Below are 23,579 nucleotides of genomic sequence, written 5' to 3'. Positions count from 1 at the left end.
TGTTAATGTAGGTATAAGCTGCCGAACGCACAATCCGCCCGTTTACCACCGGAAGAAAGAACTGAATGTTCTTTGATACGATAAAAGGAGCGGAAGCCAGTGCAGCTATTTACAGTATCGTAGAAACAGGAAAGGCTAACCATCTGAATCTTTATGCCTATCTGAATTACCTCCTTGCAGAGCTCCCGAAGTATATTCACGAAAATAAAGTAGATGATCTTCCTGAAGAGCTCTTTCCGTGGTCAGATAAATTTCCTGTGCAGTTACGAAAAGACGGTCTGAAAGCTTAGAGTCAAGACCCTGTTGTGACCGTACCGTTTATTTATCGTTTACGATTCAGTCACTTCTTCCGGAGAATGATCCGCAACAAACTCAGCTTCATTAAAAAGAGACAGCTGTTCAACAGAAACATGTTCACTTTTTGAACCGAACTTATCATGGCGAGCACTGTTGATTCTCTCTTTCAGAGAGCAGTTGGCCAGATACATCTGATACATTGCATCAAGCATCTGATCAGCAGTGAGTGAACTGTATTTCTGTTTGAATTCTGCCTCAGTTTCCACGTAATTATTATATCGCAGAAGCCTCAGAAAAGCCTATAATTAAGCCTTCTTATGAGATTTCATGCATACTTTTTCGAGACTGTTTCCATGGATCTTTTCTGATCAATTTTCAGTCCCTGCATCAGCCATCCGTACTGCTCCTCGCTGATTACAGCTGAATGATTTTCTTCATCGCGGATCCACTTGAAATGGTTTCCTTTTTCAAGCCGTTTGTAGAATAGCCAGAACCCGGTAGAATCCCAGTACAGCATCTTCAGCTTGCTGTGATCCTTGTTGCAGAACAGGAATATGGCATTGTCAAAGACATTCATATGCAGTCTGTTCTGCACCACCGCAATATACCCGTCAATTCCCATACGCATATCTACAGTTCCAGTAATCAGATACAGCCTGACGTCATCTCTTACCAGTTTCATTATCAGATCCCCAGAAGTCTGCGGAGGTCATCCGTACTTCCGCAGATATTAACTCCATTGATCTCAACCTTGATGAACTCAGGAGTGCGTTCTATTACTGTGACCGGAAGCACTTCAGAATGATCACAACCGCCATCATCGATGGCTTCTCTCTGATCGCGACGAAGGTGCCAGTAGAATGCTTCATAATTGAAGCCGTTCTCTTTGCAGTAATCCTTTATTGTTTTCCCGCTATACTGATACTCCTTCAGAAACGGAAGCCACCATTCATGAGTATGAATATCTTTTACCATGACCCTTCTCCTTAGCCTTTCTCTAGGATAGGGTCTTCAGCAGCCTCCAACAAGTTGCAGTCCTATTGACGCTTACAATCTAAACTGTACTCTTAGGAGGCTTGATGTTGAATCTTTTAATTATCCCAGTTCGTTCAATTGCTTTGCACAGATCATCTTGATCCCATATGATGTCAAACACATCATCATTTTTTAAATCTGCTAGTTCATCAATATCTCCATCCATTAAATGACTCGAATATTGGCAGATCTGATCATAGCCTTTGCCATCCCGAGTATCCCATCCATTATCGACCGGAGGCCATTTTTCAAGCTCACCTTCATGATTTGTATAATTTAGCTTTTGTGCATATGCCCATCCATCCTCACTAATAGAAGCCTTCAGTTCTATGCTTCCAGACATTTCATAATCGATTACTGATTTGTTCTTTTTGATGAATTTGATAAGTTGTTGAATATTCTCGTCTTTTTCCGTATTTTCCTCTTCTGAGTCGTCATCGTCAAAATCCTCGAATGAAGTTTCTTCATCATATTGTTTTAGAATATTGCAAAGACTTTCAGAGAAACTTTCTCTCAATTCTGCGGTTAATGCATTATCTTCGCAGTACATGGATTCGATGTTTTGAAATAAATCTGAAAGACCATGTTCTTTCAGATAATTCTCGAGAGTTGGCGATGCAATATTAATTGCTACAAAACTACTGCTGCTTGAATTGGTTACAAAGTCTGTCCTTATTTTCATTTAATTATCCTCCCTGGCTTATCACAGAATACGATTTCTGGCATCAATGGGCATCCACCCATGCATAACGATTTGTTTTTGCATGAAGGGCACGCATTGCGCATTTTATTTCTGAATACTTCAAATTGTTCACTATTCCAAGCTTCTTCTACTGTACTGTTTCGTAGTGATACCCAATACTTATGACTCTGATCAAAGCTGCATGGTGTCATATGCATGTCAGCACTGATATAGCAACTGAACCTGCCTCCTTCACATGTATCCAGGGATTCATAGAGAACGTGTCTACAAAAGTGAATTGCTCCAGGTACATTGCAGGAATCCATTCCGACTTTGAATGGATGTCTAACATCAATAAAATGAAAGAATTCTTTTACACGCGGATCATGAACAGAAAGTACATTCTCTTCTGTTCCCTGTCCTACTGGCTTATGAAGCAAGAATATGACTGCGTTAATTCTGTTTGGAAAACCATTATTTCTTAGTCTTTCTATAGCTTCATCAATACTGTTATTTCCGAGAACGTAATGAATGTTTGTCTTAACTCCTGCATTCAACAGCATATTGATTGCATTATATGTATATTGATTCCGATACCAACTTACCGCAACGGCACCGCAATATTTTCTGCATAATTCTGAAATCTCAGGCGTCATTCCATATCCAGATGTGGTGAAATTGGGAACAATATCGTATTTCTTGCAGATCTTGAGAATCTCTTCAAAATGCTCATGCTGATCCGGATCACCTCTTCCACCTAATGCAAACTGGTTGCACTTATGACTACTTTGCTTTGCAAGCCATTCAAAATCTTCAACAGACATATTTTGCTCTTCAATAATCATGCCGCTTTGATAGCAGCCTATGCCTGCCTTAGCACAAAGACCCGTTTTACCATGAATACAATGGCCCATGATTCCAACATCAATTAAATGCGGGTAGGAACCCATAAATGGATCTACACCGGTATCTCTACCATTTTCATCCAGAACACCAGTACGGATATATTCGCCTGTTTCTGTATTGAACGCATATTCAAAATGATTTTTTTTATCTCTAACGATATATTTCATTTGAAGTTCTCTTTATCTGTAATTATCTTATCCTTCAGATTTGAATAATAGTGAAATCAACGATTGTAATTTATATCAGATTATCTGTCTCAACACCCTCTCATAATATTCTTTATAGTTTCCATTGAAATGATCCGGTGTCATGATTCTGACACCATAGTTCTGCATCAGCAGTGCTTTTCCTTTACCGTAAATATCATCTTTGCTTGCTTCATAAAATACAGTTGATGCATCCGGAAAATTCCTTTTCTTGCAGCAAAGAAGCCACCATAAATCCATTTCCGCCGGATCCATTCCGAATCCGATGATATGCACATCACCAAGCAGAAAATAATCAATCCAGCTCAATGCCTCTATGGTTTCTTCTCCATTTTTCTCTGCTATGCGGCAACGGCGGATCAGCGATGGTACATATTTTTCAATTTCATTCAGTAGCTTTCCATAATAGTAATGCCCCATTACCATGGAAGACGGCTGCCACGCATTGCCATGAATATGCCAGATTGGGGCTGAGGCACCACCGTCAGATAAATTCTGATATTGGAATAGAAGACGGCGTATGCGATTGTCTTCTTTACGTGTCATGCACCTATGCATGCGATATTGATAGGAAGTGTAATTATCTATAAAAGACTGTTCAATTTCATTGGAATAATTAGCAGTCAGGATTGCATCAGCACTGCCGCTTTCAAGAAGTCTAAACAAGCTGCAGCAGTCTTGATCCAGATGAATCTGTGTCATAAGCATGCTGATTTTCTTAAGGTAATCAGTCACTTTATCATTTGTAGCTGCTACGATCTGCTGTGAAAACGGAAGCTCTTTTAAAACTGCAGCAGAAATAGCCGGGTTTTCTTTCTTCCTGATCTTCTCTATAAAATCATCACAGGAAGATTGGCCCGCTGCTCTGCAGAATCCATTTCCAATCAGAAAAACAACAGGTCTTTTCTTCAATTGAATCATCAGATGATTTTCTTCTGACTTTAAATGCTCTTTCCCGGACATAAATGTTCTTTCTCAATTTGCTTCAGCTGTAACAGTTGATTCAGGCTGCTCTTTTATTTCAATATACTCGCATTTAAGTTCATCCGCGATTTGCTTAGCAATGGAGTTTTTGCTGCCATATACCTTTTTTACAATAGTACCACCATAGTTATATGTATCGGCAAGAACGTTGAGATTATCTATCTTTTTCAGACTGTCTGGAATTGTTATTTCTGTTAATTTACTGCATCCTCTGAAAGCCCGTGCATCAAAATCCGTCATACCTTCAGGAAGAACAATGTTTTTAACTCCACTTGCCAAAAAAGCAGCAGGATGTATTACTCTTATTGAACTTGGGAGAGAAATATTTTCAAGACTACTGCATCCATAGAATGCTCCTTCTCCAATTTCAATCACTCCTTCCGGAATTTCAATTTTCTGGATGGAACAGGACTTAAAAGCACTTTCTCCAATAGAGATGACATCTGCAGGAATCACGGTATTTCTGCATCCGGCAATCAGCTTATTTGTTTTTGTTTCGATTACCGCATTGCAGTTCTCTCTGGAATCATACACCGGATTGGCAGGATCTACAGTGATACTTACAAACTGATCTCTTTCCATTAATGGTGCATGAATACTATCTGTACTTGCAGGAATGCAGATACTACGGATTGACCAGCATCCATCAAAAACATCCGAACCGATATATTCAACAGTTGAAGGAATTCTGGCATCTGTCATCTTTGTGCAGTAATTAAATGCATTATCACCAATTCTGCGCAGCCCTTCATTCAGCTTTATCGATGTTAATTCCGTGCAACTTGCAAATGCATATTCAGGAATTTCTTCTATTCCTTCAGATAATTCAACTTTGCAGATATCTATGTTGCCTCTAAAAGCAGGGTATGCCAGGAAAACAGAATATCCTTCAATTCTGTCCGGAACCTGAATTTCTTTTTCTTTGCCGATGTATTTCCAAAGATAGATCTTTTGTTCATGGATAGAGAATTCATAATTCGAAATACTTCTGTAATTATCTGTACCGAAAAGATTTTCAAAATAGTCATCCGCATGTTTCAGACATTCTGAAGCCTTGATAATAGCAACATGTTTTCCTTGCTTTCCTGGATGCATTGCCTTTTTTGTAATGGCGTTTTCTATGAATTCATAATCCGGAATAATCAGATAATCAACGTCTTTTCCAAATCTGTTTTCAATTATTCCTCCTGCACTTCTTATTCTGCTTTCAACAAGTGAAATCATTTCCCTGTCTTTTTTATCCATTTCCAGAAATTCCATGACGAAGAAATGACTGTCTGAAAACACAATGGAATTAACAGTTTCCGCTTTGACATAATTTATATTGGCCGCAGCTTGACTGGTTTTCTGTTCCTGTGCAATTCTCTGTTTCAGCTGCGGATCAGTAATTATACTTGCATCAAAGTCAGAGACAGTATGGAACTTCTTTTTATACCATCCCTTGTAATTATGCATATCATATATAACAAAGCTCCCATTTGTATAAATTCCTTCAGGAGGAGTATCAAATAATCTTACATTGCTTTTCAGGTTGCCCAGAACAAGAAGATTTGTTACTTTGGCGCCTGCAAACAACTTGGATGGATACTTTTTCTCTGGTGATTCCAGAACCAATGTATTGATTACAGCTCCGTTAAATGTATTATGACCTGAAAAGGATATTTCTTTTGCTAGATATAATTCTTTTAAATGCGTGCATCCTTCAAAAGCCTGTGATCCTATTTCCCGAATTGTTGTAGGAAGCGTTATGTATTCAAGATTCTCACAGCCTGAGAATGCTTTGGCTCCGATTGTTTGATATCCTTCCGGGATTGTTATGGTCCTGATATGCTTATAGTTCTCAGGAGCACTGCCTGCTGTACCTGCAATGCCATTGATCTTTATGCCGCCTACCTGTTCAGGGAATACAACATTTTCCTCATTTCCCTGATACCTTGAGATAAGATGTGTGCCTGCTTTCGGCTTCTTCCAGGGGTCAACGTGTTTTGAAGATGCAGCGTTTTGTGCCACAGCAATCTTTTTTCTGATTTCTTCAGCTTTTTTTATATTCTCTTCAGGTGTATATGGCTTTGTTAATGAATAACGATAATGATGCTCCTTGAAATATTGTTCTGCAGGAGAGTCTGCAATAAGCTGCCAGTTGATTTCTTTGAATTCGCCAAAATTTCCAGTTGGATGCGAAAGGCTTTCTGGAAGCTTTACTGTGAAACCTTCTGAATGCTCATCCGGTAAAAAAGCATCAAGATTCAGCTCTGTTATGCCTTCCTGAATATCAATCTCAACTGTATGGTAAATGTGACCAAGGGAATACGGTTCAAGTATAGAAAACCATCCAGGCACTATGATCTTGCTTACGCTGCTGTCAACATAAAAGGAATAAGAAGCATAATTTCCGATACCGATCACATACTTGTCACCGATTTTTTCAGGGAAAGTGACAACTGAATCATTTCCGTGATAACCCGTAATCAATACACAGCCATTTTTATATTTGAAATCATATATTTTTCTCCAGTCTGATACTTTCATTGATCGCTTAGAAGATTTATCATCCATTTTCCCAAGTGATGGCATGCTGGATGTCTTGAAATGCTCTTTCTTGTAATCCAGCAGCATTGCAGTTACTTCCAGCATTTCATGTTCTGATGCATAAGTGGTCAGCTGCTCCGCTGCCTTCTCATTGAATATGGCAAGATCGCATAAAAAGCCTAGCAGTGATATATCTTTCCGTTCAATTGCCAGCATGCCAGCCTTTACAGAATACCTTTTCAGATAGGAAAGATAAAGATTCCTGAATTCATCAGAAAGCATATATGGATACTGCATGCGGACTGCAGCCATCCGCAGTTTGTTTTCAGGTTTTGAAATGACAGTGAACATGGAATCATAGCCAGCAAAATCAAATTCCCCATTCTTGTTGCTGCGAATTGCAAGAATAAAAGCATTGGATTTCGGCTCTGTTTCATCTTTTATTGCAAGAATGATTCTTGCAATTACTTTTCCTGTCTGATCCCGAAAACTGATCATTGCACCATCAATTCCAATGATGGAATGAGCAAATCCATATGTTTTAGCTTCTCCACTGGTCTTCCAGCGAGGGCAATGGATTGACATCTCAATTTCGCCTCTGCAATCTTCAAAAGCATTTGCATCGACTGATTCACAGCCATCAGGAATTACAATTTTATCCTTTTTGGTGTCAGAGGTAAGCACCCGTTTCCCCTGCATCAGTACTCCTGATTCACCTGTAAGTCCATCGCATTCCTGAAAAGCATCTTTGCCTATTTTCAAGGAATCCAGCGCAGGGCCGGTGATTTTCTTAAGATCATGACAGTAGCTAAAAGCACCACTTCCTATTTCATCAAGACTGTCTGGAAGATTGATAGACTCCAGACCGCTGAAAGAAAAGGTGTCTGCTTCAATCTTTTTAACGCCATCTGGAATCACGATTGTTTTTAAAGCAATGCAGCCTGAAAATGCGTCTGCACCGATTTTCTGCAGATGTCTGGGAAGATGTATCTCTCTGAGTTTGTCACAAGACTGGAATGCGCCGGGCATAACAGTTGTTACTGTTTCCGGCAGCTGGATCTGTTCAATGATGGTATCGGAAAAAGCATCACAACCGATTATTTCTGTTCCTTTCTGGATAATCACTTCCTGGATTGAATTATATCCGTCAAAAAGACCATCCGGAATCTTCTTTAAGCTTGCTGGAAATACAATTTTTTTAATATGCTCATTTTCACAATTCTGAAACACATCGGAGCCAATGGAGATAACTCCTTCAGGAATAATTACAGTATCACTATCACCGTTATATTCTTTCAGGCATCCTGAACGATCTATTACAAAATCTTTGTTGTCCATTCCTATACCTTCCTTCTATTTAAGTTCCAGCTGATCCAGCTGGCTGATGATTTCTTTCTGCCTGTCATAGAACAGAAGATCTTTATTATGCTCAAAGTATTCCTTGCATCCAAAGTGGCTGATGTAATCAGCAGTATAGTAATTTGCTGTAAGTTCTGTTACCAGAATAAGCATCTCCTGCCCATCCTTGAATACTTCTTCTACAAAGTGGAACACATTGGATAATGCTTTCCCGCATTGATCTGCTTCTGCTTTCAATTCCTTATTTCCTTTGCTGTATTCTTTCTTGATCAGTTTGAATGCTTCAGAACTATTAGACGGCTTATCTTTGACCAACTGCTCTTTAATTGCAGACAATGACGCCACGGCACTGTGATAAGCATGCTGCTGATCTGTGGATAAGGAAGATGCCCTTTTTGCTGTCTCAAGCTTTTTCTTAATGACACCAATTCGCTTTTCAAGCACCTCTGCTGCATCGATGTTTCTGGCAAGATCCTGCTTGGCATCCATCATCTGATGCATTACCTCCAGCTGGCTCTGCTCTGTGTAATAGACATTTCTTGCTCGAGATGATACTGCATCAATCAGCAGTCCAAGCAGAGACAGTCTTTCATCAAACGGTGCATTTTCTGCACGCTGCTTGATCTCATCAGAAGCCTTTCCTTCCATGATCTTATCTACCTGATAATCGGACCTGTATTTGATGAACAAGTCATAGTAGATGGCAAAATCCTTGGCAATCTTGGGATTCTGAAGATACTGCTTGATCAGATCCTCATTGACAGGAATATTGTTTTTCTCGTAAAGCTTCATCATATCTGAAAGATCTGACCAGCCTCTTGCGGTTACAAAAGTCTTTCCATCTATGGTTGTCTCTATTTTATAGAAATTCTGCTTTTTGATATCCAGATAGGACGTAATGGAAGGATGAATTCCTTTCTTATAGGCATATTCCTTCCATACCCCGTAATCCGGTTCTACATCAATTCTTTTCAGACGATCCCATGTGACAATGTCATATTCACGGACAGAGTTGTTGTATTCAGGCGGGTTTCCGGCTGTTACTACAATCCATCCATCCGGCACACGGTGCCTCCCAAAGACTTTGTACTGCAGGAACTCCAGCATTGCCGGAGCAAGCGTTTCTGAGACGCAGTTGATTTCATCCAGGAAAAGAATGCCTTCTTTCATTCCCGTGTCTTCCATCATGCCATAGACGCTGGCAATAATTTCACTCATAGTGTATTCACTGACACTGTATTCTTTGCCGTTGTAGTTCTTCTTTACAATGAAAGGAAGACCAAGTGCACTTTGTCTTGTATGATGCGTCATGGAATAAGAAACAAGACCAACACCAAGTTCAGAAGCAATCTGTTCCATAATGGCAGTCTTTCCAACACCAGGCGGACCCATCAGAAATACCGGACGCTGCTTTTCAATCGGAATGACATATTCTCCGAATTCATCCTTTGTAAAATACGCCTTCATTGCATTCTTGATTTCCTGTTTGGCCTGCTTGATGTTCATATGATTCTGTTCCTTTCCTTTAATTCATCCGGTCTTAATACAAGCTTGATTGCCCAGTCCGGAACTTCAACATCATCAATTCCTTCATTCAAAAATACGAATGCTGTTTCGTAATCCGGCTTGGATTCCGGATACCATCCATATCCATCTGTAAAATAAATCAGTCCTTTGAGATTAGAGAATTCATGTTCTGCAACAAGTTGATTAACATAAGCGAATACCGGTCTGAAATCTGTTCCACCCATTCCATGGAGCTTCATAGTTTTCAAGTACTGATCAAATTCTTCCTGTGATGTAATCTTTGCGTCTTCCGTGATCTCTGCATCACACTGAATGATATGAACATTGATTTTAGAGAAGAAGCTCTCGGTGCTTTTGAGAATATTGTATGTCTTCTGCACGAAAGCCTGCACAAGATCTCCTGAGGTTGATCCTGAGGTATCAATGGCTATGACAAATTCACGGATACGCTTTACTTCACGATACTCAAGCGGTTCAATCAATGGCATGTTCCCATACATCTTCATGCCATAGGTATAGAAGATGTAATCAAACTCATCCGGATCAAGCTTCATTACTTCCCCGCGCACTGCAAACTTTTTTAGAAAAAAAGTGTAATCATATTTTTCACGGTTTACTTCTTTGAGGTTCTGCACAAGATCATAGGATTCTGATCCCTGCATTCTTTCCTTCTGAAAGGTTTCCATATCCGTCTGCATTCTTTCAGAGATTTTCTTCCATTCCTCTTCCTGCCGGAGATTGGAAAAATATGATGTTTCTCTTTCCCCGTGAGAATCCTTTCCGGAACTGCTGCTGTTTCCGGATACACTTCTATTGCCTCCGCCGCCTGTTATTTCTATTTTCTTTTCGTCACTCATGTACCAGATCAGATGATCATCTGCCTGAAAGAGAGGTGCATATTTTTGAGCATAAGCATCATCATAGTTCTGATCAAGAAAATAGGCGTATATCACTTCTGCAGTCATGTACTTCACTTTTTTACGAAGCTGATTCAGATAGGATTCCTGCTTCATCTGACGTGAAGAACGTGTGCTTGATAAAGAAAGACCATTGATGATATTTTCTACTGCAATGTCACAGGAAAAATTCCACAATGGCTGATTGATCAATGTATGCACATACATGTGCCGGAATATGCAATGAAGAACCATATGCAGATAATCCCGATTGACTGCTTCTTTCTCTTTTCTGAATATTCTGAGGACATAGCGTGGATCATAAATAAAGTAATGACCATCTGTGCATAACGTTCCGGGATATTCTTTAAATTCAAACTGGCTTAATGCCATATCCAGAAAGCGAAGATTCACTAAAAGAGTGTTCCTGGACAGCTTTAAAACTTCTGCTGCCAGAGATCTGATCTGATTGATTTTATCTTCGCTTTTTATTTCCATGTAATTATATGTTCCTTTACCAGTTCAGCGTGAAATCACTCATCGGATCGAATTGTGAGAATTGCTGATTTTTATAATTCAGAAGAAGAGCAAGAACATTAACTGCATGCACTTTTTCGGCTTCTGAAATAAACATATTGATCTGAGCAAATGTAAAACAGGGAAACTGATCAGCAAGCGTTACATCATCATTATGCACTCTTTCCAAGGCAGTGATGTGGCCCAGATAAGCAAGCTGATGATTTGCCCTTCGGGTATACTGTTCTTTCACACCAACCGATGCTATGTTAAATTGATCAGTTGGATTGATCTGGTGTTTGTATCCCCAGTCAACACGATTGATTTCTATATTAAGATCAGAAAATGTGATTGTAATTTCATTGTGAAAATCACTGTCTGTTACTGTTATGCCAATCCTATCCCGCCCAAGATATCTGTAATATGGAATTTTACAATCAACATATCTGTCGGATCTCACATCTGCAGGATTGATAACCGGCTCCCATATCTGCAGAAATGGCTGTTTCAAGGAATGGGCAGTAAAATATTTCAGCCATTCTTCCAAATCATTTGACATCATTTCCAGTGGATGAGCAATCTTTACTGACGCATCATTAAGTACATACGACTTTTCATGACTGTCAATAAAACCTTCTGAATCCATTGTAAAAGTCGAATTGCCCTGCGACCACACAATCAGCATTGCCGCATGTTTCAGTACGGGATTGTTAGAATAAATCTTTTAGTACGGTATAAGCGTAGTCGGCAAAACCATCACCCAGATGGTCAGCCAGCTGCACTTATTTTAGGATAAGGGAGTAGTAATCCGGTCTGGCGTGAGTCTTTTTGGAGAAACAGCGTCCGTTTAGAAAACTGCCAGCCGTTCCCTTATCCTAATACATTCGTTTACGCGAGTTGAGTCTGAAATAACACTCTGGTATCTTACTAAAATGCTTGAAGAATAAGTGTGAGCGGTCGCCGATTACTGCATATTACTGCGCAGAAAGGAGACCGTTTTTATGATTGGCGTGGGAATCGATGTTTCAAAGCTGAAAAGTACGATCTGTATAACGAATGAATACGGAGAAGTGCTGAAGGCTCCGTATGAGATCTCACATACGGAAATGGATCTGAAGGAATTAACAAAGCAAATCAAAGGTTACGGTGGAAAGAATGATGTTCGGGTCGTCATGGAAGCCACCGGGTCCTACAGCAGACCAGTCCTGTATTACCTGCTGGATGAAGGCATCTTCGTGTCCGAGATCAATCCGCTTGCGATGAAGAAATACCGGGCTGACATCAACTTCAGAGGAGTTAAGAATGACAGTATAGATGCGATGGCAATCGCACAGTACACAATCGAGAAATGGAATAAGTTGAAGGAGTATCAGCGGGCTGACAAAGAGTATGCGGCCATGAAGGCATTATCAAGACAATATCTCAGTTATATGAAGCCGCATGTGGCGCTGGTCCAGAATCTGGACCACCTGATCGATCAGGTAATGCCGGGAATCAAAAAAGAATTCGATGGATATGATCCGGTAACCGGTAAAGACCGGCTGGCAGACTTCCTGGAGGAGTTCCGTCACTATGATTACATCACATCGCTCGGGCCAAAGAAATTTGATGAACGTTTCAGTAAATGGGCGAAGAAAAAAGGATACCGTCCGCGTCAGAATAAGTCCGACAAGATTTATTCACTGGCAAAGGAAGGCATCCCTACACTGGCATATGATCCGACGAGCCGGCTGCTTGTAGAACAAGCTGTAGCGGCACTGAAAGGTCTGAATCAAGTGCTCTATCAAATACTAACACAGATCAGAGAACTTGCGGAGAAGCGGCCGGAATATGAAGCAGTTCGTGCAATGAGCGGCGTCGGAGATGTTCTGGCACCACTGCTTGTGGCGGAGGTAGGCGATCCAAGAAGATACCATTCCGGAGATGCCCTGATCGCCTGTATCGGAATCGATGTCCCGCCTTATGACAGCGGCCAGTTCAAAGCATCCGACCGGAAGATCACCCGAAAAGGATCCAAGCAGCTGAGAAAGCTTGGATATCTCTTGGTAAAGAATCTCAGAAAGATCAAACCCGCAAAAGATACAGCTGTCTATGATTACTATTTGAAGAAGAAATCAGAAGGCAAGAAAGACAAGCAGGCTATCGTTGCGGCAATGAATAAGTTCTTCCGAATCTACTACGCAAGGTCCATGGAAGCTTACAGAAGCTGATTCATAATCATGACAACCAGCCCGAAAGAAAACCCGTCCTGTACAGAACGGATTTTCATAGTGTGCATTCTTTTCATTAGTGCATTTACTGTTGACAACCCTTAGCGAGTTTTCCAAGCTGATACAGTTTTTTCCTTTCCACTGAGAAAAGCACTAAAAAGATCAGTAAAATGAGTTTTCAGTATTTTTTTGCCAGCTTTTTTTCTAACTGAACTCAGCACATGATTCTGCATAGAGCTTATCGTCAGATTCTTTTTTAGAAATTGACTTAACCGTTCTTCCATTTTCTACTTTTACAATAAAGCTTAGATCCGGTTGAAGACAAGCGGCGACAATCTGATTCCCCAGATCATATGCTTTTGTACCATCTGCAGAAAGACCCGTATCTGAAAGCACAGTATCACGAACAGTTTCTGCACCTGTTCCCCTAATCCGTGCATATTGGTCAAGATCATTATAGCGTTCCGCGAAAAAAAAGCTTGTCTTAAAGTACTGTAACAGCATGCTTTGCGAAATTCTCGCAGTTCTGGTGCATCGGCACCAGAACTCATGGTGCGCCATGACGGTGCTTTTGTGCATAGATAATCGAAATCGGGGAGTAAACGAAACTGGGTATGGCAATAGAGATGTATTACAATAGAAACGCCAAATATAAGAACATTTGAGCTGCCACTCGGCCTTATGTTTGGCGACATTCCTCGTCGGATGGCAGCTCAAATGTGATGAGGAATGTCGTATGCCATCAAAAGCAGATCTTTTTGACTTTGTGTCGTCATTAAGCAGCGACGACTTTCGTTATCTCCGGGATGTCGTTACTTATAGGGTCAATCAGGAGAAGTATGGTTTTTCCACTTTGGACGAAGCTGCCGAGTTCTATGGCAGACCTGCGCGATGTCCTGAATGTGGAAGTGCTCACTGCATATCAGTAGGGTCTTCTACCAGTGGAAATAAGCGATTTCAGTGTAAGAATTGTGGTCATAAGTTCAGCTATCTTTCTGGAACAGTATTCTATTTGTCGTATCCAGTTTTTCAGCAAGCCGAATCCGAAAAAACAGCAAGCTCAATCCGATGAGACCGGCATGAGTCCTAGACCGCTTCAGATTGATCTGATTTCTGAACAGGAGGCAGTTTGGTGTTCAGAAATAGATTGGGATCAGAGTGCTTCTGGAAGTATCTTTTGTAAGTTCTGATAGAGATTACGCTTTCTCTCAGGAAGGCTTCCATCAGCGACGCTTCATGACGATAGCTTTTTAGCATAGCGATAGTCTCGGATCTTGCCTCACGCACGATGAGGTTTTTTTTAAAGCCGTATTTGCACAAGGGGTCTGAGGATCTTACAAATCTGGCTTACTCTTGCGATACTGCTCTCTGCAGCGAAGTGTTTTCGGGTTTTCAAAACTCAAATTCAGCAGCCGGTCTAATTTCTCATAAAGATCGTGCGGAGCATTGAAGCTGAATGCAAATAGGTTCAGATAACCAGGAAGTTCATCTCTTCTAAAGCCGCTGTGTGCTCTTAAAAACTTCTGCAGCCTATTATGAACCTGGTTGATGGGATTCATCGGATTCTTATTGTCGGGCAAACCTTTCATTTTCTTAGAATCATACTGGATATTTTTCAGTTCCAGCTTCCTGACAAGCATGTTATGGCATGGATCTTCATCAGTGATCAATCTTGATCCTTGCTTGATATGATCCTTTAAAGCTTCATATACTTGTCTGCCGGCTGGCTCGCCCAAGCCAATGTACTTTACAAACACGGTTTTACCATCTGTGATTGTCGCAATGCACATCTGATTAATAGAATGGCAGCGCAGCTTCTGGTAATTTTCTTTGCGAATGATATCTTCGCTGCGAACTGGAATAAATGTCTCATCGCAATAAACATCGCCTTCAAGCAGGATAGAATCCTGAATTTCGTCCAGCAGAAGACATGTCTTTGCAAACCAGTATTTTGCCGTAGTAAAAGCATTTTTGTTGTTCCAGGAGTCCGCGCTTAAGCTGAGATATTGGAGCAGATTACGCCAGTATTCTATCCATTCGGTAATAGAAATCTTGTGACTGTCGAAGATAGTTCCTGTAATGACAGAGAATTTCTTATTGCAGTCACAGCACTTGTATTGCCTGACTCCGTAAGGATAGAATCCGTTCTTCTTGAAATGAGCTGATCCGCAGAACCTGCATGAGGCTGGACATATGAGTTGATCAGTTCAAGTTCTTCTTTACCGTACAGATCCGGATGGCGTTCATTGTAATGACTGACAACATCATTACGAATAAAGTCTTCCGACTGCGTACGAACAGGAAGAAGATCCCAGGGAGTTCGTCTCCTGGAAATGAATCTATTTGATTTTGATGTCATGGCGTGGTGGCCCGATGCTTAGGCAGGCAGTCATGCAGGGCCACCACGCGCCAAAGTACACGGCTGCCTGCCTAAGCATACTTTCTAGATCCTCTAGGATTTCTTAAATCGTATGCCTTTCAGCCCCCTTGTGCAAATACGGCTTTAATGAAAATGTCCCACACGTGATCAAATGAAAATGTCCCATTGATTTCATGTCTCTTCCGAACTAATGCATTCATCTGGAGGTGATCCAGATGAAGAAGATCAAAGACAAAGCCAAGGCTCTGGAATTACTGCAGCAGAGGGATTCAAACCCTAAGATTACATGTCAATGGATAGCTGATCAATGCGGTTACAGCAGGAAGCAGATTGAACGATTGTCTGCCGAAAGAAAGGAAAAGGATACGTCTGCTATCCTAACTCACGGCAATACCGGAAGAAAGCCGGCAACCACTGCCTCTGGCCAAGAGATCAGGTACCTTGAGGAACTTAAGAAGACGTATCCGTCAATCACCATAGCACAATTCAGGGATATCTATCTGGAAGACGTCATCAGAAACAAGGGTATGGAAGCTGACGTGGTGAAGTATGGACTGAAGGAACGCAGCAAATCCTAATTCCATGAACTGTTTGTCAGAGAAGGATGGAAGTCCCCTGCAGATAAACCGATCAGAATGGATGGCTCCCGCGTCACACATTCAACGAGGCCCCCAAGAGCACATATGGGAGAACTGGTCCAGATTGATGGAATTCCTTATGACTGGTTCAATGACGGAAGAGACTATGTACTGCATCTTGCCGTAGATGATGCCAGTACCAGGGTGCTTGCAGGATACTTCATGCCTGAAGAATGTGCACGCGGATATGCCCGTATGATGAAGCTTGTTCTGGAGAATTACGGTATTCCGGAAGCGCTGTATTCGGATAAATTCTCAGTGTTTCGCAGCGTTAAGGAAGGTACACCGACACAGTTTGCCAGAATGATGGATAAGCTGGGAGTAACGATGATCTTTGCCAATTCTTCCCAGGCAAAGGGACGTGTGGAACGCTACAACGGCACCACGCAGATGAGGCTCCCGAATGATTTGATTCGATGGAAGATTCCCCATAACTACGACTTTCTGAATGATTGGTTCAACAGGAAATATCGGCTCTATCTGAATATGAAATTCTCATATCCGGTGAAGGATCCGAACGATCTGTTCCGCCCAATACCCGCTGACTTCAACTATTCGAGAATCTTCAGAGCTGAGTATCCGAGGCAGATCAGGAACAACGTATTCTCAATGGGAAACAGTCTGTATACAGCAGTAACAAGCGATGGAGAGGTAGTCCGCTTCAATCAGAAGCAGAGTATTACAGTTTATGAAGATGCGATCACAGAAGAGATCTACATTGAAAGATATGGAAAGCATTACACATGCATAAAGGTTGGGGAGCGGAAGCGCGATAGAATCTATTCAGTTAATAACGAGAAAGAACTTCAGAAAGTTCTCAATGAGATGGCGGAGGAAAAAGCTAAATGATTGTGATACATCAAAGTTCTATAACAAGATGGGACATTTTCAAAAAATCTTAACACCTTACCCCACACTTTTCAAAAGCGCCTTTTTCATTTATCGTCTTCTTCTGTATATTGAATGAGGGTTTTATCGGGAGCTATTGTAATTACCATTGTTCTTACCTCGAGGGTTGCTTAAAGTTTCTACTGCTGGAGATCAATCAATATTGATGGCATCTTTGCTTACTTAGTTCATATTGCCAGCTACCAGTTCAGTTCAAATTCATCCAACGGATCTGAAGTTCCGTATTTCTGATTCTTATATTCAAGCAGAACTGCTGATGCATTGACGCATTTGTTTTCACCTGCATATTTGATGAATTCATTGATTTGAGGAAGCGTAAATTCATTAAGTATCGGTTTAAAGCTAGCATCATCTTTATGGATCAAATCGTAAACAGCTATTTTGTCAAAATAAGCTATAAGATGATTGACCTTTCGGGTAAATTTTGAAAATTTGAATGAGTCAATGCTGAATTTATCTTTTATGCTGTAATTCCAATCCAATCTGGTAATCCGAACATTACAGTCATCAAATGTTATTTCGATATTTCCTGACTGTTTTTCTGCGTGTATGCCATTTTTTTCCTGATTAGCAAATCGATAATATGGAATTGATAAATCTGAGTAGCGATCTGCTTTAATCACTGAAGGATCACATACAGGCTCCCAGATCTGAAGGAATGGCTGCTTTAACTGATGAGAGGTAAAATAAGTTTTCCATGCATTCAGATCAACTGGCTTCATCTCAGTTGGATAAGCTACAGCGACAGGCTCTTCCGCAATTTCATAAGATTTTTCGCCAGAAGTTACAGCACCATGATCAGTTACTGTAAACGTTGCTTCACTCTGTTTCCATACGATTAAACGTGCTAAGTGATTCAAAACAGGATTGTCAAGATATGTTTTAGCCCAGCTTTCTGGTGTTCTTTCGCTTCCACTGAGAAAATCCTTGAAAAGTGCATCAGACCTGTACTTATATATATCTTTTACTGCTTTCTTTAATTTTGCAAAATCAGCTGCTGCATCAGCATATTTCTGTGAATCTGCACCTTTTTTGGGGAGTGATTTAACGGTTTTGCCATTCGGAAGTTCTATAATGAAACTTAAATCATTCTGCAGGAATGCGACAACTTTCTGATTGCCAAGATCGTACTCTTTGCGATCATCCACATTCAAGCCTGTATCCGATATCATATCGCGCAGCTCATCAACACTTTTATTCCTGGCTTCTGCATATTTATCAAGTTCATTGTATTTATCCGCAAACATAATTGCAGAACGTGTATCGCTCTCACGCACTGCTTCACGGAATACAATCATCGCACGGGAATTTCTTCCGCTGGAGTGAGTCGCAAGCTTTGGAGCGGCAGCGCACATTTTTTTCATCAGATCCTCATCAGCATACCTGCAAAGCGGATAAGCCAGATAGCACTGCTTGATTCCTGCGAATCCATTGCAGATATATTTATCAGCCAGATCATTCAGGGCCTTGTGGAAACATTCATGATCCAGAAGCTTTATAACTGAGCTGGCACTCCGATCAGTACATAAAAGCCATTCCAGCACATAATAATCAAGCTTATTCCCTTTGCTGTCATATAGCTCAGGCAGATCAGAAGGTCTTAACAGGAATTTTGAATAAAGCTTTTTACCAAGTTTTTCCAGATCGATCTTTTCTGACTTCATTCGATCAAGAACCATATTTTCAACTATATTGGTCTGTCCCTTAAGTTCTTCTTCACTATAAAATTTTTCTTTCAATGCCCTGTTTTCATTAAAGCGTTTCTTTAATGAGCCATCTGTATCATGTTTTGTTATTAATTTGTATGCATCTTTTACATAATCATCAGATAGCTTTTTATAATAAGTTTCCAGATACCACATCAATCCTTCAAGATGACTTCTGCCGGGATCTTCTGATATTTTTTCAAAAATCTTCTGTCCTAAAGGAACGATGTCACCGGAACCGATACACTTTTTTAAATAACTCTTAAACTGGAATTTATCATTCATCAATTTAACATAAGGTAAGCGCCTAATACAGGGTGAACTTATTTCATAAGAGCAGGACAATATAATGAGCGCGAAGGCGACCGGACTTTAAAGAACCCAGTGCTGGGTCAGTAAAGCTCGATCGCCTTTTGATGGCGAATCTGATTTACGCAGATGGCTGTATCAATTTCTTCTTTCCATCCACAACCCGGACCTTCGGAGGCTTGTCTGGACCGGTTCCCATGTAATCAACGATCTCTCGCTTCTTACCGGCTTCATATTCATGATAGGAATCGCTCCAGGGCATCAGTTCTTTCAGAAACGATTCTGTAATGCGGGCAGATCTGTTTCTGTCCATCATGCGATCGATCAGATACTGAAAGTAGATTCTCGGATTGGCATGGTTTGCCTTTGCCGTTTCTGCCAGGGATTCGATGATCGCATTATCTTCTGCTCCGGTGATGGAATAGCTGAATAGAGAGTTCATCCTGAGCTGGCAGATACTTCTGACACTTCGTTCGGAAAATTATGTTAATGTAGGTATAAACTGACTTATGCCCAGCTTCTATTTATCATTAGTTTCCTTGCAGAAGCCCAGTTTTACAGATTTTTATAAGAAAAATGTAGGCATAATCTTTCTTAGCGCAGTCCGAAATTCCTGGCAATTTCCTCTTCATCTTTCAAGTCCCAGATTGGCTCCTGCTCCATTTCGTAACCACAGAAGCTATGATCCATTGCCTTCTTCATCATCTCTACAGAGGGCTTTGCGTAGATTTTCGTGGTTTCTAAGGATGAATGGCCAAGCAATCGTGAAATCAATTCAAGATCGACACCGTTTTGATACAGTTCTGTTGCACGGGTTCTGCGAAACATATGAGGATGGACTCTTTGAGGAAGATCAGGATGCTCCGGTCTGATCTTCTCTGCATACTTTTTGATGAATCGCTGTACATTCTGAGGAGACATCCGGTTGACTCTCCGGTGAATGACAGTATAGAACAGCAGGTCTGTAGGTGGTGAACCCTCATTATGGTAATGCTGGTAATACCGATTTAGGTGATTAACCGTCTTATCTGTAATAGGAACAATGCGTTCTTTATCTCCCTTGCCGTGAATCCGGATATATGGATCTTTTCGGGATAGGTTCACATCGCTTTTTCTCAGATCGAGAAGTTCACTCAGACGAATTGCGCTGTCATACAGAATTACCATGATCGTGGTATCCCGGATCAGAATTTTCCTGGAATTCCCTGGAGCAGCGAGTAAAGCGGCCATGCATTCGCTGCTGATCACGTCGCGGACGACTTCACTTTCCCGAAGAAACGGGAGATGCGATACTGCCAGCGCAACAGGCAGGACCTTGACGTCACAGTCTGAGGCATACCATAGATATGCATGCAATGCTGACAGCCTATGGTTGCAGGTTGTTTTGGCATAGCCGCGGTTCTGCAGATATTCCATGTAGTCCAGAACAAGCTCGTTAGTACAGTCGCTGAATGTAAAAGTAAGCATAGATTTCTTTTTCTCATTAGTGATAAAGCGCCGGAAAGAAGTGAGACCGTCGCGATAGGATTCAATCGTATTTTCACTTCGCCTTAGCTGCTGTGCCTCATACTTATCCAGGAAGTCACGCGTTTTCGAGAAGAATAGTGTACTGAAATCTTTCTTATTCATCAGTAATTACCTCCGGAATTACAGCAGAAGAAACCTTGTCCTTGCTACGGATTATCTTGATTGAGTCTTCAACAGCGTGATAGTAATAGTGCGTGTTTAGAACGCCGGCATGTCCCAGGTAATTGCTGAGAAATGGCATCATTGCATTTAAATCGACGCCCTGTTCCATCCACAGATTCATGCGCTTAGTCACGAAATAATGCCGAAAACTATGAACGGTAGGCTTTTTATCGCAGAGCTTGGAAGCTGCAGTCTGAGTCCAGATCTCATTGAACTTGCGGCATACTGAATGTTTTATGATGTGTTTGCTGGTATCTTTACTAGGATAGAACCAATCCGACTGAATCCCTTGTTCTGATGTCATCCAGAGCCAGTAGGATTGACAGAGCTCGGTCAGGTCATCCGCCATGTAGACAAGACGGTCTTTGTCTCCCTTTGAATGAATGATCGTGATAATTCCTTTTTCAAGATCTATGTTGCTGCGGCGCAATTCACATGCTTCGGAATTGCGAAGACCACAGCAGCAGATCATCCTGAACATGACGCGATACTCAGAATACATGCGGATGTGATCAGGATCATTATTTCTGCATCTTCCACCATCAAGAACACTGAAGAATTCCTGAATATCGCTGTCACTCATCAGGTATTGCATTACCTTAGGAAGATGGCAGATGTGATGAGGGATATAACATTCCGTTTCAAGGATGTTCATATAGATCGAAAAGGCCCGGAATATTGTCTCGCGTTTGTGCCTGCCGGATTTGCCTTCAGCAGAAGATGCTCCTTTTTCAATCCATGCTTCAAAGAGCTGCCTCGTGATGACTGGCTCGCTGATGTGATGTTCAACACAGAATCCATCGAAGCGTTTCAGGTAATAATCACAATCGTCATATGAATAGCCCTGTGCTCTTTTCTGTGTAATAAATTCATTGATATACGGCGCAAAGACACTGGCGCATTGATAGTGCTTATCCATAAAATGCACCTTCTTTTGGCCAGAAAATTCCAAGCTGGTTCAGCGAAATGGCACATTGTCTGGTACGCTGCTCATCGAGGTGCAGGTATTTGAATACAGTATCTTCTGAACGATGTCCCAGAGAATCTGAAATAACTGCAGCTTTTGTTTGGCCTCTCAGAAGAGCAGTCGCAAATGTCCTTCGTGTGATATGAAAACCTTTGTTTTCACCAATGAATCGTTCCAGTGCTTTCTGACAAACGCAGCGGCCGACCTTATCGTAAGGACTTCTGAAAGGAATAAAGAGATTCTCACTGCTGCTTTGTGGTCTTATCTGCAGATATCTGTAGATTGCATTGCCTACATGTACCGGCATGGGGAGCACTGCAGAGACTCCAGTCTTCATCTGAGTAAAACTGATTTGCTGTTTTTTCCAATCGATATCTGCTATCTTCAGCGACACGATGTCCGAAGACCGTATACCCATTCCAAGTCCAAGACATGAAATCGCATAATCCCGGCGTTCCATAGGAGTGAAGGCTTCCTGATCGACTTTCCAGAAATTCTCAACTGCTTCTTCTGGGAGAGTATCAATAATTCTGGTTTTCGGGGCATGAATGGAAGAAATCGCAGTATGCAGCCACTGGTTGCTGATGATGCCTTTATCTTCGAGATAGCAGATGAAGTTTCTGATTCGGCTGTTATAAGCAGCTTTCCCTTCTGCGGTTTCATGTTTATCCTGTGCATTGAAGCCAATTAGGATCTCTGGCGTAAGCTGATCAAACCCGGTTATTCCAACTTTATCGAAATATAGACAAAATCTGCTGATTGAACTCCGATACATCTCAATGGTAGATTGGGCACGGTTTTCTCTCTGTAGAACGGCTAGAAAGTCTTCCCATTCGACTCTGCACCATGCAGGTATGGTATCAATCATCTTTACTGGCTTAGGTGAAGTAGTCTGGCACGGAATGATCTCGCCGGTATCCGCAAAATGAAGAAATTGATACAATGCACGCCGCATTGATTTCCAGGATTTTCCAGACAATGGTTTTGCGTGTTCAAACCAGAGTTCCGCAATTTCTTTAGTGAGGGCAAGATCGTTTTTCTCTAGAAAAATCAACAGCAGAACTACGCTGCGATAATAATAATTGTATACAGATTTTGAGTACCGATTCTTCTTGAGCGCACTTTGAAAAGAAGAGGCAGTTTCCCAGAGAGAATGGTCAGCAGGGCGCATGGAATCCGCTGGAATGAAATATGTGTCCAATACAATCTGATTACGCGTGAGAATAGTCATTGCTTCTGCGTGCCCGTGCAGGCATTTACCGCGCTCAGCGAAGAAATCCAGCATCATACGTGCGGCACTTTCCTTTGACGCACGTGTGCACCTGGATTTGGAATTATTCTGACTCTGGTATAGGAGAATTAAATCAAATGTAACCTGGCGGATAGTCGTCACACCATGATTCTGCAGGAAAAGAATAAAATCCGAACATTTTCCCTGAAGAGATTTTACGTATGACGCACGTTTTCCTTCAGAAAGACAATGCGAAACAAACTCGTCTACTTCCTGTTTCAATACAGAAGTAAGCTGATCATACGGGCAGATCTGGAAACCGACATGCTGATCACGGATGCTGCCAGTTTCATAGACATCTATCAGCTGAACAAGGGCATGCTTAAGCTGCCGCTGTTTTGATGGTATTAATTCCCCGCTGTGTTCTTCAAAGCAAGCATTCAGTGCCTCTGGTGTGCATGAGGCACCAGAGGATATCAGCCATTCCTTAATCCTCTTATAGCTGTTCTGATGCTCATAGATTGCAGTGCTGCCATAGTGATTCGATGTAAGGAACTGCATCACTGTGTTTACGCACTCGTCGTACTTCTTCATAATGGTGTA

At 41.4% G+C, this 23,579-nt stretch carries 21 protein-coding genes and 1 pseudogene; 5 read left to right on the top strand and 17 right to left on the bottom strand.

What is annotated here, in order from left to right:
* Window positions 1-20 precede the first annotated feature (20 nt).
* A pseudogene (locus tag C7E00_RS16655) lies at window positions 21-290 on the top strand (transposase domain-containing protein); the annotation flags it as partial.
* Between the two features lie 39 nt (window positions 291-329).
* Here the strand turns inward: C7E00_RS16655 and C7E00_RS15035 are convergent.
* The 10 genes from C7E00_RS15035 to C7E00_RS14990 form a co-directional block, all read right to left on the bottom strand.
* Entirely contained in the window at window positions 330-563 is a 234-nt protein-coding gene (locus C7E00_RS15035; protein WP_105305138.1) for an IS66 family transposase, read from the bottom strand.
* A 59-nt stretch (window positions 564-622) separates the two neighbouring features.
* Window positions 623-979, bottom strand: coding sequence for an IS66 family insertion sequence element accessory protein TnpB (gene tnpB, locus C7E00_RS15030; RefSeq protein WP_105305137.1), 357 nt, complete (start codon window positions 977-979; stop codon window positions 623-625).
* Window positions 980-981: 2 nt separating this feature from the next.
* The gene (gene tnpA / locus C7E00_RS15025; RefSeq protein ID WP_105305136.1) at window positions 982-1,272 is read right to left on the bottom strand and encodes an IS66 family insertion sequence element accessory protein TnpA; all 291 of its coding nucleotides are present in this window, start codon (window positions 1,270-1,272) and stop codon (window positions 982-984) included.
* Window positions 1,273-1,351: 79 nt separating this feature from the next.
* Window positions 1,352-2,014, bottom strand: a complete 663-nt coding sequence (locus C7E00_RS15020; protein ID WP_105305135.1) for a hypothetical protein — start codon at window positions 2,012-2,014, stop codon at window positions 1,352-1,354.
* Window positions 2,011-3,087 carry a radical SAM/SPASM domain-containing protein gene (locus tag C7E00_RS15015; RefSeq protein WP_105305134.1) on the bottom strand — a complete coding sequence of 359 codons (1,077 nt, stop codon included), beginning with the start codon at window positions 3,085-3,087 and terminating at the stop codon, window positions 2,011-2,013. Before C7E00_RS15015 ends, C7E00_RS15020 begins: the two co-directional genes overlap by 4 nt.
* Before the next feature lie 75 nt (window positions 3,088-3,162).
* Window positions 3,163-4,089, bottom strand: coding sequence for an SIR2 family protein (locus C7E00_RS15010; protein ID WP_105305133.1), 927 nt, complete (start codon window positions 4,087-4,089; stop codon window positions 3,163-3,165).
* A gap of 12 nt (window positions 4,090-4,101) precedes the next feature.
* A complete protein-coding gene (locus C7E00_RS15005) occupies window positions 4,102-7,977 on the bottom strand; it encodes a leucine-rich repeat domain-containing protein (RefSeq protein ID WP_105305132.1) in 3,876 nt (1,291 codons plus the stop codon).
* A 15-nt stretch (window positions 7,978-7,992) separates the two neighbouring features.
* On the bottom strand, window positions 7,993-9,504 hold the full coding sequence (locus C7E00_RS15000) for an ATP-binding protein (RefSeq protein WP_105305131.1): 1,512 nt from the start codon (window positions 9,502-9,504) through the stop codon (window positions 7,993-7,995).
* A complete protein-coding gene (locus tag C7E00_RS14995) occupies window positions 9,501-10,919 on the bottom strand; it encodes a vWA domain-containing protein (RefSeq protein ID WP_105305130.1) in 1,419 nt (472 codons plus the stop codon). The genes C7E00_RS15000 and C7E00_RS14995 overlap by 4 nt, the downstream gene beginning before the upstream one ends.
* 16 nt (window positions 10,920-10,935) lie before the next feature.
* The gene (locus C7E00_RS14990) at window positions 10,936-11,658 is read right to left on the bottom strand and encodes a DUF4132 domain-containing protein (protein ID WP_275656082.1); all 723 of its coding nucleotides are present in this window, start codon (window positions 11,656-11,658) and stop codon (window positions 10,936-10,938) included.
* Between the two features lie 280 nt (window positions 11,659-11,938).
* Between C7E00_RS14990 and C7E00_RS14985 the strand changes: the two genes are divergently transcribed.
* On the top strand, window positions 11,939-13,147 hold the full coding sequence (locus C7E00_RS14985) for an IS110 family RNA-guided transposase (protein WP_105305128.1): 1,209 nt from the start codon (window positions 11,939-11,941) through the stop codon (window positions 13,145-13,147).
* 204 nt (window positions 13,148-13,351) lie between these two features.
* Here the strand turns inward: C7E00_RS14985 and C7E00_RS14980 are convergent, their stop codons facing one another.
* On the bottom strand, window positions 13,352-13,651 hold the full coding sequence (locus C7E00_RS14980; protein WP_105305127.1) for a hypothetical protein: 300 nt from the start codon (window positions 13,649-13,651) through the stop codon (window positions 13,352-13,354).
* Window positions 13,652-14,066: 415 nt separating this feature from the next.
* On the opposite strand from C7E00_RS14980, the gene C7E00_RS16870 reads away from it, so the two are divergent.
* Window positions 14,067-14,219 carry a hypothetical protein gene (locus tag C7E00_RS16870; protein WP_476692368.1) on the top strand — a complete coding sequence of 51 codons (153 nt, stop codon included), beginning with the start codon at window positions 14,067-14,069 and terminating at the stop codon, window positions 14,217-14,219.
* A 262-nt stretch (window positions 14,220-14,481) separates the two neighbouring features.
* Here the strand turns inward: C7E00_RS16870 and C7E00_RS16560 are convergent, their stop codons facing one another.
* Window positions 14,482-15,045, bottom strand: a complete 564-nt coding sequence (locus C7E00_RS16560) for a transposase (protein ID WP_275656081.1) — start codon at window positions 15,043-15,045, stop codon at window positions 14,482-14,484.
* 697 nt (window positions 15,046-15,742) lie between these two features.
* Between C7E00_RS16560 and C7E00_RS14970 the strand changes: the two genes are divergently transcribed.
* Complete coding sequence (locus C7E00_RS14970; protein WP_105305125.1) at window positions 15,743-16,105, top strand: hypothetical protein; 363 nt, start codon at window positions 15,743-15,745, stop codon at window positions 16,103-16,105.
* 105 nt (window positions 16,106-16,210) lie between these two features.
* Window positions 16,211-17,014: a DDE-type integrase/transposase/recombinase gene (locus C7E00_RS14965; protein ID WP_167836637.1), complete on the top strand. Its 804-nt coding sequence runs from the start codon at window positions 16,211-16,213 to the stop codon at window positions 17,012-17,014.
* 239 nt (window positions 17,015-17,253) lie between these two features.
* Here C7E00_RS14965 and C7E00_RS14960 read toward each other — a convergent pair whose 3' ends face one another.
* The 5 genes from C7E00_RS14960 to C7E00_RS14940 form a co-directional block, all read right to left on the bottom strand.
* Window positions 17,254-19,065 carry a DUF4132 domain-containing protein gene (locus C7E00_RS14960; protein WP_105305123.1) on the bottom strand — a complete coding sequence of 604 codons (1,812 nt, stop codon included), beginning with the start codon at window positions 19,063-19,065 and terminating at the stop codon, window positions 17,254-17,256.
* Window positions 19,066-19,210: 145 nt separating this feature from the next.
* Window positions 19,211-19,531 (bottom strand): transposase domain-containing protein, encoded by a 321-nt coding sequence (locus C7E00_RS14955; protein ID WP_105305122.1) that lies wholly within the window; start codon window positions 19,529-19,531, stop codon window positions 19,211-19,213.
* A gap of 152 nt (window positions 19,532-19,683) precedes the next feature.
* Window positions 19,684-20,718 (bottom strand): tyrosine-type recombinase/integrase, encoded by a 1,035-nt coding sequence (locus tag C7E00_RS14950; RefSeq protein WP_105305121.1) that lies wholly within the window; start codon window positions 20,716-20,718, stop codon window positions 19,684-19,686.
* Window positions 20,711-21,697 (bottom strand): tyrosine-type recombinase/integrase, encoded by a 987-nt coding sequence (locus C7E00_RS14945; RefSeq protein WP_105303441.1) that lies wholly within the window; start codon window positions 21,695-21,697, stop codon window positions 20,711-20,713. Before C7E00_RS14945 ends, C7E00_RS14950 begins: the two co-directional genes overlap by 8 nt.
* Entirely contained in the window at window positions 21,690-23,570 is a 1,881-nt protein-coding gene (locus C7E00_RS14940; protein ID WP_105304329.1) for a tyrosine-type recombinase/integrase, read from the bottom strand. The genes C7E00_RS14945 and C7E00_RS14940 overlap by 8 nt, the downstream gene beginning before the upstream one ends.
* Window positions 23,571-23,579 lie beyond the last annotated feature (9 nt).

Source organism: Anaerolactibacter massiliensis (assembly GCF_900290205.1).
Lineage (GTDB): Bacteria > Bacillota_I > Bacilli_A > Erysipelotrichales > Erysipelotrichaceae > Bulleidia > Bulleidia intestinalis.
Note: the sequence above shows the minus strand (reverse complement) of the source record. Positions and strands in the feature narration are given on the sequence as shown.